The sequence below is a fragment of the Streptomyces sp. CNH189 genome (assembly GCF_000527195.1).
Window position 1 is genome coordinate 188,080 of sequence record NZ_AZUS01000004.1, and the last position, 10,725, is coordinate 198,804.

The 10,725-nt window shown below is 73.0% G+C and carries 8 protein-coding genes and 1 pseudogene; 3 read left to right on the forward strand and 6 right to left on the reverse strand.

The window, feature by feature from the left end; translation table 11 throughout:
• Nucleotides 1–218 precede the first annotated feature (218 nt).
• Both B100_RS0107900 and B100_RS37525 read left to right on the forward strand, forming a co-directional pair.
• Nucleotides 219–2,186: pseudogene (locus B100_RS0107900) on the forward strand (glycoside hydrolase family 84 protein); the annotation flags it as partial.
• 33 nt (nucleotides 2,187–2,219) lie between these two features.
• Nucleotides 2,220–2,618 (forward strand): discoidin domain-containing protein, encoded by a 399-nt coding sequence (locus B100_RS37525; RefSeq protein WP_486585604.1) that lies wholly within the window; start codon nucleotides 2,220–2,222, stop codon nucleotides 2,616–2,618.
• Nucleotides 2,619–2,683: 65 nt separating this feature from the next.
• On the opposite strand, the gene B100_RS0107905 is transcribed toward B100_RS37525, so the two are convergent.
• The 6 genes from B100_RS0107905 to B100_RS0107930 all read right to left on the reverse strand — a co-directional run bounded on the left by B100_RS0107905 (nucleotide 2,684) and on the right by B100_RS0107930 (nucleotide 8,922).
• A complete protein-coding gene (locus B100_RS0107905; RefSeq protein ID WP_024883901.1) occupies nucleotides 2,684–3,361 on the reverse strand; it encodes a putative N-acetylmannosamine-6-phosphate 2-epimerase in 678 nt (225 codons plus the stop codon).
• On the reverse strand, nucleotides 3,358–4,329 hold the full coding sequence (locus tag B100_RS0107910) for an ROK family protein (protein WP_024883902.1): 972 nt from the start codon (nucleotides 4,327–4,329) through the stop codon (nucleotides 3,358–3,360). The genes B100_RS0107905 and B100_RS0107910 overlap by 4 nt, the downstream gene beginning before the upstream one ends.
• Nucleotides 4,326–5,285, reverse strand: coding sequence for a dihydrodipicolinate synthase family protein (locus B100_RS0107915; RefSeq protein WP_024883903.1), 960 nt, complete (start codon nucleotides 5,283–5,285; stop codon nucleotides 4,326–4,328). The genes B100_RS0107910 and B100_RS0107915 overlap by 4 nt, the downstream gene beginning before the upstream one ends.
• A gap of 94 nt (nucleotides 5,286–5,379) precedes the next feature.
• Nucleotides 5,380–6,870 (reverse strand): exo-alpha-sialidase, encoded by a 1,491-nt coding sequence (locus B100_RS0107920; protein WP_024883904.1) that lies wholly within the window; start codon nucleotides 6,868–6,870, stop codon nucleotides 5,380–5,382.
• Nucleotides 6,871–6,895: 25 nt separating this feature from the next.
• Complete coding sequence (locus B100_RS0107925) at nucleotides 6,896–7,915, reverse strand: alpha/beta fold hydrolase (RefSeq protein ID WP_024883905.1); 1,020 nt, start codon at nucleotides 7,913–7,915, stop codon at nucleotides 6,896–6,898.
• 254 nt (nucleotides 7,916–8,169) lie between these two features.
• A complete protein-coding gene (locus B100_RS0107930) occupies nucleotides 8,170–8,922 on the reverse strand; it encodes a FadR/GntR family transcriptional regulator (protein WP_024883906.1) in 753 nt (250 codons plus the stop codon).
• 202 nt (nucleotides 8,923–9,124) lie between these two features.
• Between B100_RS0107930 and B100_RS0107935 the strand changes: the two genes are divergently transcribed.
• The gene (locus B100_RS0107935) at nucleotides 9,125–10,678 is read left to right on the forward strand and encodes an ABC transporter substrate-binding protein (RefSeq protein WP_051489952.1); all 1,554 of its coding nucleotides are present in this window, start codon (nucleotides 9,125–9,127) and stop codon (nucleotides 10,676–10,678) included.
• The last annotated feature ends 47 nt before the right edge of the window (nucleotides 10,679–10,725 follow it).

The window sequence follows — 10,725 nt, forward strand, 5'->3', positions numbered from 1 at the left end:
CGGCGGCCTCGGCCACTGCCGCACGCAGAGTAAGCGCGTACCGCCGGACGACGCCACCCCCTCCGCCGCACGAGCGTCGAGGTCCCGTGCCCATTGGCCGACGTGAACCGGGATCGCGAAGAGGTCTAGACCCCATACGTCTTACGTCCTGCCGTCGGTGGCGGCAACATCCTCGCGCACAAGCCGATTTCCCGGTCCGTACCCATCATGGAGGTCTCGTGGGAAGACGCACGACAACCCTGGCGACGCTCGGTGTGTGCTTCGCGCTCGCAAGCACCCTGACAGCCGGGGCACCAGCGGCCGGAGCCGCCGAGGCGGGCCCGCGCGCGGCCGCCACGCTGCCCCCGGTCTCCCCCGCCCCGCAGTCCCTCTCCCGCCTCGGTGACGACGTACCCGTCACCGGCAGAGTGATCGTCGTGGCGGACTCGGAGACGGACGCCGCCGCCCGCGTCCGCCTGGTCAGGGAGTTGAAGGAGCACGGCGCCGACCGCGTCGACGTCGTCACGCCCGGGCACGTCCCCCGGGCCGCCGCCGGGCTGCTCACCGTGCGGCTCGGTCCGGCCGGCCGCCCCGACATCGCGTCCGGGCTGGCCGGCACGGCCGTCCCCGACCACGCGGAGGGGTACGCCCTGCGGGTCGCACGGGCCGGGCGGGGCGCGCAGGTCGTCCTCGGCGGCACGGACGGCGCCGGCCAGTTCTACGCCGTGCAGACGCTGCGTCAGTTGTTCCTCCGCTCCGGGAACGGCTGGAAGGTGGCCGGCGCCCGGGCCGGCGACTTCCCGTCGATGCCGCTGCGCGGCACCATCGAGGGCTTCTACGGACAGCCCTGGACGCACGCCGAGCGCCTCGACCAGATGGACTTCTACGGCGACGTCAAGGCCAACACGTACATCTACGCGCCCAAAGACGACCCGTACCACCGGGGCAAGTGGCGCGAGCCCTACCCGGCGGACAAGCTGGCGGAGCTGGGCGAGCTGGTGGAGCGGGCCACGGCGAACCACGTGCGCTTCACCTTCGCGGTCTCGCCGGGTGAGTCGATCTGCTACTCCGACCCGGCCGACCGCAAGGCGCTCAAGGACAAGCTCCAGGCGCTGTACGACCTGGGCACCCGCGCCTTCTCCGTCCCCCTCGACGACATCGACCACAGCCGCTGGAACTGCGAGGCCGACCGGGCCGCGTACGGCGAACCGGGCACCGGGGCGGCCGGTCTGGCGCAGGCGGACCTGCTGAACGACGTGCAGCGCGACTTCGTGGCCACCCATGACGGCACGTGGCCGCTCCAGATGGTGCCCACCGAGTACTACAACCACACGGAGTCGGCCTACAAGCGGGCCCTCAGGGAGGGCCTGGACCCCGAGGTCGAGGTGATGTGGACCGGGGTGGGCGTCGTGCCCGACGGGATCACGAACGAGGACGCCGAGCAGGCCGCGAAGGTCTTCGGCCGCAAGGTGTTCGTCTGGGACAACTATCCGGTCAACGACTTCGGCAACACCGGTGGCCGGCTGCTGCTCGCGCCGTACGACAAGCGCGAGGCGGGCCTCTCCGACCACCTCTCCGGCGTCGTGGCCAACCCCATGAACCAGCCGTACGCCAGCAAGGTCGCCGTGTTCGGCACCGCGGACTTCGCCTGGAACGACCGCGCCTACGACGCGGGCCGCAACTGGCGCGCCGCCATGTCCTACCTCGCGGGCGGCGACGCGGAGGCCACCGAGGCCCTGCTGGTCTTCGGTGACCTGGAGCATCTGGCGCCGACCTTCGGTGACACCCCGTGGCAGCCCCAGGCCCCCGAACTCGCCCGGCGTGTCCAGCAGTTCTGGACGGCGTGGGACGAGGGCGACCGTACCGGCGCGGTCCGGGCCCTGCGCGCGTACGCGACCGCCGTCGAAAGTGCGCCGGCCACGATCCGTTCAGGGGCCGTGGAGCGGGGCTTCACCGTCGACGCGGCGCCCTGGCTGGACGCCACCGAGCTGTGGGGCACGGCGGCGGTGCGGATGCTCGACGCGCTCGCGGCACGGCAGGCCGGGGACCGGGAGACCTCCGACCGGCTGCTGGCCGAGTCGGGCGAACTGCAGGGGCGGGCCCGCGCCGTACGGACCGACCCGCCCCGCAACGCGTGGGGCGCGGTCCAGCCCAAGGTCGGTGACGGGGTACTGGACGCCTTCCTCACCCAGGCCGAACTGCGGCTGCGGCTGTGGGACTCCACGGGCGGCGCGCGCAACCTGGCGCCGGAGGGGACGGCGTCCGCCTCCAGCGTGGAGCAGGACCTCGACCGGCTGTCCGCCCGGTACGTCAACGACGGCCGCCTGGACACCCGTTGGGCGTCCGGCTACGCCGACGACGCGTGGGTGCAGATCGAGCTGGCCGGGCCGACGAAGGTCGCCGCGGTGACCGTGGCCTGGGAGAGCGCCTGCGCGACGGAGTACACCGTGCAGACGTCCGTGGACGGGACGACCTGGCGGACCGGGTCCACGCAGCGTCCGGAGACCTGCGGCAACGACGTCGTCCGGCTCCCCGCCGACGAGGCCGTGCGGTACGTCCGCGTGCAAGGCGTCGAGCGCAGGACGACGTGGGGCTACTCGATCTACGAGCTGGGCGTCTACGGGACGCCCGCCTCCTGATCCCGTGACAGGGGGCTGCCGCCCGGAGGTGTCTCCGGGCGGCAGCCCTCGTCACCCGTCCGCGCTCAGCCGGCCGTGAGCCCGGCCACGAACGCCGCCGTCAGCGCGGTCGGCGCGGTGATGGCGGTGCCCACGACGACACTGTGCGCGCCCGCCGCCAGCGCCCCGGCGGCCTGCTCCGGCGTCGCGATACGGCCCTCGGCGATCACCGGCACGGCGATCGCGGCGGCCAGGTCGGCGACGAGCGCGAGGTCCGGCGCGGTCTGCACGGGCGACCCGGGTACGTAGCCGGAGAGGGTCGTCCCGACGAGGTCGGCGCCCTGCTCGGCGGCGTCACGGCCCTCGTCGAAGGTGGACACGTCGGCCATGACCAGGGCGCCCGCCTCGTGCACGGCCTCCACGAGGTCGGCGAAGGTGCTGCCGTCGGGGCGCGGGCGGGCGGTCGCGTCGGCGGCCACGACGGCGGCCCCGGCCTCCACGAGCGCGAGGGCGTGGCGCACGGTCGGCGTGATGAAGACGCCGCTGTCGCCGTCCTTCCACAGGCCGATCACCGGAAGGTCCACGGCCGCGACGGTGGCGGCGACGACCTCAGGGTCGTTGACGCGTACGGCCGCCGCGCCGCCGGCCCGGGCGGCGAGGGTCATGCGGACCAGGGTGTCGGTGTGCCGCATCGGGTCGCCGGGCGGGGCCTGGCAGGACACGATCAGTCGGCCCTTCAGGGCGTCGGTCAGGGGCAGGGTCATCGCGGTGCTCCGGTGGTCCGGTCGGGGTGGTGCAGGGGCAGGGCCGAGGTCAGCGCGGCCGCGCCGAGGACCCCGGTGTCGGGTCCGCCGCGCGGTGGTACGGGACGCAACCCGCAAAGGGGCGGCATGAGTTCGCCGGTGAAGGCCGCGTGCAGGGCGTCCAGGTACAGGGCGCCGATGCGGGGCACCCCGCCGCCGACGACCACGCGGTCGGCGCCGAGCGCGTTGGCGAGTCCGCCCAGGGCGCGGCCGGTGGCCTCGGCGCCGAGGACGACGGCGGCGACGGCGTGCGGCTCGCCCCGGGCGGCGCGGGCGGCGACCGTCTCCAGGCGGTCGGCGGGGGTTCCGCTCATACGGGTGTAGTGGGCGGTGATGCCGGGGCCCGCCGCGATCGCCTCCAGGTGGCCGGTGGCGCCGCAGGTGCACGGCAGTCCCTCGGCCTCGGGGCTCGGCAGATGGCCGAGGTGCCCGGCGACGCCGGCCGCTCCGTGCAGCATCCGCCCGTGCACGGCGACGGCGCCGCCCACGCCGGTGCCGACGGCGGCGTAGAGCATCACGGACGTCTCCTGCCCGGAGGGGCCGGTCAGTTCCGTGGCCGCCGCCGCGCGCACGTCGTTGTCGCAGGCGACGGGGAGGCCGGTGCGGGCGGCGAGTCCGGCGGCCAGGGCGGTGCCGGCCCAGCCGCGGATGGTGTCGGTGGCGCTGGTGACCGTTCCGGTGGCGGGGTCGATCACCCCGGCGGCGGCGACACCGATCGCCGCGGCCTCCCGCGTCCGTACCGCGTGGGCGGCCTTGCCGAGGGCGTCCAGCACGGCCTCCGCGCCTTCGGTCGCCGGGGTGGGCAGGAAGTGCCGGTCCAGGACGATCCCGTCGGGCGCGACCAGGGCGGCGGCGATCTTCGTGCCGCCCAGGTCGAGGCCGATCACCGGGGCGTCGTCCGGACGCCGTCCCCGTATGCGTCCCCTCATCGGACCGGCAGCAGGCCGGCGCCGCGCAGCCGCTCCTCGACGAAGGAGACCGACGCGTCGCCCAGCTGGATCTGCGGGGCGGCGGTGGTGCCCTCGGCGAACACCCCGAGCAGGCGCAGGGCGTGCTTGAAGGCGCCGATGGCGGACGAGTTGCGGCCCATCTCGGACTCGGGTCCCGCGTCGACCATGCCGAACAGCTCGACGAGCCGCTCCTGTTCCTTCACGGCGCGGTCGAGGTCCCCTGCGCGCACCGCGTCGTAGAGGCGTACGTAACCGGCGGGGTCCACGTTGCCGAGGCCCGGTACGACGCCGTCGGCGCCGGCCAGCAGGGCGGCGTCCACGGTGAGTTCGGACCCGGTGAGGACGCTGAAGCCGGGGGCGGGGCCGTCGGCGCGGCCGTGGCGTCCGCCGAGCGCGACGAGCAGCCGACGCAGGCCGCCCTCGTCGCCGCTGCTGTCCTTGAGGCCGGCGAGGGTGCCGTCCTCGGCGAGTTCACGGACCAGGGCGACGGAGAGCTTGCTGTGCACGGAGACCGGGAGGTCGTAGGCGTACAGCGGCAGGTCGACGCGGGAGCGCAGGGTGCGGAAGTGGTGCGCGATCTCGACGGGGTGGGTGCGGGCGTAGAACGGCGCGGTCGCGACCAGGGCGTCGGCGCCGGCCTCGCGGGCGGCCTCCGCGTGGACGAGGACGCGGGGGGTGGTCATGTCGATGACACCGGCGAGCACGGGGACGCGTCCGGCGACGGTCTCGACGACCGTGCGCAGGACCGTCTCCCGCTGCCGGTCGGTGAGGAAGGCGACCTCGCTGCTGGAGCCCAGGGCGAACAGCCCGTGCACTCCCCCGCTCACGAGGTGCTCCACGTGCCGGGTGAGGGAGGCGGTGTCGATCTCGCCCGACGCATCCAGGGGGGTGCAGACGGGCGGGACGACGCCGCGGAGGGGCTGGGACGAGGACATGGGTGTCTCCTGGGCTGTGCGGATGGTGGTACGGGAGCCCCCGGGCCGCCCGCCGCCGCCTTGCGTGCGTGCGGGCGGGCCGGGGGCGCCGGGGTCAGGACGTGGTCACGGTGAGGGTGCCGTCACCGTAGGACCGCTGGCTGCCGCGGACGAGATAGGTCGCGGTCGTCGGCGCGGCGCCCGCGGTGGCGTTCGCCGGGACGGTGACGGGGATCCTCATGTTGGCGCCCTGGCCGGGCTTGAGCGCGGGCACGGTGACCGTGGGGGCGCTCCAGCCGGACGGCAGGGTCAGCGAGACCGAGCCGGAGGGCAGGTCCTTGTCGTTCTGGCTGACGACGCGGACGGTGACCTCGGTGGTCCTCCCGGCGGGCAGCGACGCGGGCGGGGTGACGGTGACGGGTGCGCAGACACCGCCGAGCCACTGCACGTCGAAGGAGGAGTAGGTGATGTGCTGGTAGTTGCCGCGCTCCCAGAGCAGGCCCACCCGGTCGTTGCCCGCGGTGCCGGTGCCGAGCGGGGTGAGGGTGGAGTAGGCGGCGGCGCCGGACTCCACCGTCTTGCGGACCGGCCAGTTCTGCCCGTTGTCGCAGGACAGGCGGACGGTGAGGTTGCTGCGGCTGTTGGTGGTCGCCGTGTTGCTGAACATCAGCCACCGGGCCCGCGGATGGGTGGCCGGCACGTCGGGTGCGAAGCGGGCGACGGACCCGTTGTTGGCGGGGTCGGGCAGCTCCTTGTCCTGCTGGAACGGCGTGTAGGTGACGCCGCCGTCGGAGGAGTAGGCGACCGTACGGTAGGGGGCGGAGCGGTTGTTGAGCATGATGCGGCCGTCGGACAGTTCGACGGTCTTGTTCTCGTCGCCGCCGGGTCCGACGGGCGTGCCCATCCGCCAGGTGGCGCCGTGGTCGTCGCTGTAGGCGCTGACCGCGTAGTTGGCGCCGTTGTTGCGGATGGCGTACTGCTGGATCAGGCGGCCCTTGTAAGTGCCGTTGCGCACCTGGATGCCCTCGCCGGAGGCGGCGAACATGCCGGCCCAGGCCGGGTTCTTGATCTCGGCGGTGATCCGTTCGTGCTTCCAGGTCAGGCCGTCGTCGTCGGAGTAGCTGTAGTCGGCCTGCAGGACGTTCGGGTCGCTCTCGTCGTTGCCGGTGCCCGAACCGAAGAAGCCCTGGTTGACGGAGGCCGCGTAGAAGACGAAGACACGGCCGGTCTCGCGGTCGACGAGGAGGCTGGGGTCGCCGAAGCCCTTGGGCGCGGCCTCCTTGCGGATCACCTGCTGGGCCTGCCAGGTGGTGCCGCCGTCGGTGCTGCGGCGCAGGACCACGCCGAGGTTGCCGGGCAGGTCGCCGAGGGTGGGGCGGGCGTCGTAGGCGGCGAGCAGGGTGCCCTTGGTGGTGCGGGTCAGGGCGGGGATGCGGTAGTACGGGGAGCCGCTGCCGGCGGTGGCGATGTCCTGCGAGACGAGCGTGCCCGGGGCGGGGGCGGCCTGCGCGGCGGGCGTGGCCGGGTGGGCGGCGGGGGTGCCGGCGACCAGGAGGGCCAGGGCGGCGCTCGCGGTGGTGACGGCAAGGGTGGCTCTGCGCTGCATGAACGTGCCTCTTCTCGGTGAGGGGTCAGGCGAGCTGGGGGTCGTGCAGGGTGGAGACGCCGGGGCCGACGGGTCGGGGGGTGGTGAACAGATTCCGTACCCAGGCGAGTTGTGCGCGCCGGTGGTGTCCGGCGCCGCCCTCGTGGCCGTTGAACTCGTAGACCTTGAGGTCCTTGGCGCCGCCGTAGAGGTGGTAGGCGGCGAAGCAGGTGGAGGGCGGGCAGACGGCGTCCATCATGGCGATGGAGAACAGGGCCGGGGCGGTGGCGCGGGCGGCCAGCAGGGCCGCGTCGACGTAGGACAGCGTGGTGAACACCGTCTCGACGCGGTCGCGGTGCAGGCTCAGGTACTCCGCGATCTCGGTGTAGGGCGGTGCGCCGGCGATCAGTGCCGCGCGGCGGATGTCGCACAGGAACGGGGTGTCGGGCATGACGCCCGCGAGGCCGGGGACGAGTCCGGCGACGGCGAGCGCGATGCCGCCGCCCTGGCTGTGCCCGGTGACGACGACGCGGTCCGGGTCGACGGCCGGGTGGGCGCGGGCGGCCTCGGTGAAGCGCACGGCGTCGGTGTAGACGCGCCGGTAGTAGTGGTCGTCGGGGCTGTCGACGCCGCGGGTCAGGAAGCCGGGCACGTCGCCGTGGAGGGAGACGGTGTCGGGGGTGGCGCCGGCGGCGGTGGACCAGCCCTGGCCGCGGGTGTCCATGATGAAGTGGGCGTAGCCGGCGTTGGCCCAGAGCACCTGCTCGTGCGGCAGTCCCCGGCCGCGCCCGTAGCCGAGGAACTCCACGACGCAGCCGAGCGGCCCCTCGGCTCCGGCGGGCAGGTGCAGCCAGCCCCGGACGGGTTCGCCCGCGAAGCCGGGCACGGTCACGTCGTAGGTCGTCACCTGGGTCAGGCCCGTGTCCTCGGGCGTGTAGCGCGGGGGTGCGCCGGCCGCGCGCGCCGTGCGCAGGGTGCGGGCCCAGAACGCGTCGAGGTCGGCGGGTTCGTCGAGGTCGGGGCGGAGTGCGAGGCACTCGGCGAGGGTGAGGTCCGTGAGCGGCATGGAGGGGCCCCGGTGGGTGAGGCGTGCGCGCGGCGCAGCGCGGTGACGGTCAAGAGCAGACGTCTGATGTCTGCTGTCCTGGGACCCTAGAGACCCGGGCAGGCGACCGTCAAGTGCCCTCCGTGAGAAGCGGAGACCCTCCCGACGTGACGGGTGGGGCCGCGCCCCCATGGCACCGGGACCGCCTCGCCGCCGTCAAGGAACGACGGATGCGGCCCCGGTCATCGGGGCCGCATCCGCCGTGTCGGCGCCGGTCAGCGGCGCGCCCGGGCCTCCGCGATGCGCTGCCGCACGGGCTCGTAGTGCTCGCTCAGCGCCGCAGCGAACTCGGCGGCGTCCCGCTCGCGCACCGCGTCCACGATCCGCTGGTGGTTGGCGATGGTGGCCGCCTCGTGTTCGTGCGTGAAGACGTCGAGGTGCGGCGCGACGATGACGTAGACGTCCCAGAACGCCGAGGAGAGCTGGCCGATGAGGTCGTTGCCGAGGGGGGCGAGCAGCAGGGTGTGGAAGGCGCGGTCGGCCTCGACGAAGCCGTGGCCCTCTCCGGCGCCGGCCCGGCGCATCTCGTCGACCAGCGCGGCCAGCCGGCCGATCTGTTCGTCGCTGAGCGCCTCGACGAGCCGCTCGGCCATGCCCCGCTCGAACAGCTCGCGGACCTCGATGAGGTCGCTCATCACCTGGAAGTCGTCGTCCGGGCTGAGCAGACCGCGGAACGCCAGGCTCTCCACCAGCGCGGACAGACTCAGCCGGCCCACGTAGGTGCCGTGCCCGTGCCGTACCTCGACGATGTCGAGCGCGGTGAGGATCCTGATCGCCTCGCGCACGCTGGAACGGCTGGCACCGAGCGCCTCGCACAGGGCGGGCTCGGTCGGCAGCGGATCACCGGGGCGTAGCTCGTTGCGCAGAATGTACGACTTGATCCCGTCCACGACCTCTTGGCGCAACGGCTGCCGCACCGCCTTGGGTTCCGGTTCGGCACCCCGAATCGCCCTTTGTCCCACCGCCACCTCTTGACCCCTCTCCTTTGCCCGACTACGTTCCCACGCTATCAAGCATCAGACATCAGACGTCTGATGCATCCCGGCGGGATACGTTCACGCCGGACCGTCGTACAGAATCAGCCATTCCGCTTCCTCGCCCGTCTTTGACTCCCGCCAGGAGGGTTCCTTGACCCCGCGCAGCGCAACCGGCGTCGACCGCCGCACCTTCATGAGATACACCGGCGCCCTCGGTGCGGCGACCGCCATCACCGCGGGCCTGTCCGCCTGCGGTGGTCCGGGCAGCACCGGTGACGGCTCCGGTGGTTCCGGCGGCAGCACCGACACCATCGAAGCCGGGCTGTCGTACCCGCTCTCCACGGGCTTCGACCCCATGATCACCTCCGGCGCGACCCCGTTCGCCGCCAACATGCACATCTTCGAGGGTCTGGTGGACCTCGACCCGGCCACGCTGGCCGCCCGGCCGACGCTGGCCACCGAGATGCCGAAGAAGATCAACGCGACCACCTACCGGGCGACCCTACGCAAGGGTGCCACCTTCCACGACGGCTCGCCGGTCACCGCCGAGGACGTGGTGTTCAGCTTCGAGCGGGTCCTGGACCCCAAGAACGCCTCGCTCATGGCGCAGTTCGTGCCCTTCATCGACCAGGTGACCGCGGTCGACACGGCGACGGTCGAGTTCAAGCTGAAGTACGCCTTCGCGCTCTTCCCCTCGCGGATATCCGTGGTGCGGATCGTGCCGAAGAAGATCGCCGGCGCCGACGCCAAGGCCTTCGACGCCAAGCCGGTCGGCTCCGGTCCCTACCGTTTCGTGTCGGCGGTCCGCGAGGACAAGATCGTCATGGAGGCGTACGACAAGTACAACGGCCCGCACCCCGCCAAGGCCAAGAAGATGGTCTGGCACCTGATCTCCGACCCGTCCGCCCGGGTCAGCGCCCTGAAGTCCGGCCGCGTCCAGGCCATCGAGGACGTGCCCTACATCGACGTGAAGGGCATCACGGGCAAGGACAAGGTGGAGTCCGTCCAGTCCTTCGGCCTGCTCTTCCTGATGTTCAACACCAAGGACAAGCGCTTCGCGGACAAGCGGGTGCGCCAGGCCCTGCACTACGCGCTCGACACCGAGAAGATCATCTCCACCGCCCTGCTGGGCAACGCCGAGGCCGCCACCGGTTACGTGCCGGCCACGCACCCCGACTACCGCAAGGCCGCCACGGTCTACGGCCACGACCCGGCCAAGGCCAGGAAGCTGCTCGCCGACGCGGGCGTGGGCAAGCTCTCCTTCACGCTGCTCCTCACCGACAACGGCTGGGTCAAGGACATCGCGCCGCTGATCAAGGAGAGCTGGGCCGCGGTCGGCGTCGAGGCCAAGCTCGACATCCAGCAGTCCGCCGCGCAGTACGCCAAGATCGACAAGGGTGACTTCGAGGCCCTGGCCGCGCCGGGCGACCCGTCCGTCTTCGGCAACGACGCGGACCTGCTGCTGCGCTGGTTCTACTACGGCTTCTGGCCGGAGAACCGCTACGGCTGGGCGGGCAGCGCCGCCTACAAGAAGGTCAAGTCGCTGCTGGACAAGGCCGCTGCGGAGGCCGACGAGACGAAGCGCAAGGACCTGTGGGCGCAAGTGACCGACACGGTCGCCGACGAGGCCGCCCTGTACCCGGTGCTGCACCGCAAGCTGCCCACCGCCTGGCGGGACGGGACGCTGCCCGGGTTCAAGCCGCTGCCCACCACCGGGCTGTCCTTCATCGACGTCGGCCGCGCCTGACCCGCACGCCCCGGCCGACGGGCCGCCGCCGTGACGGGCGGCGGCCC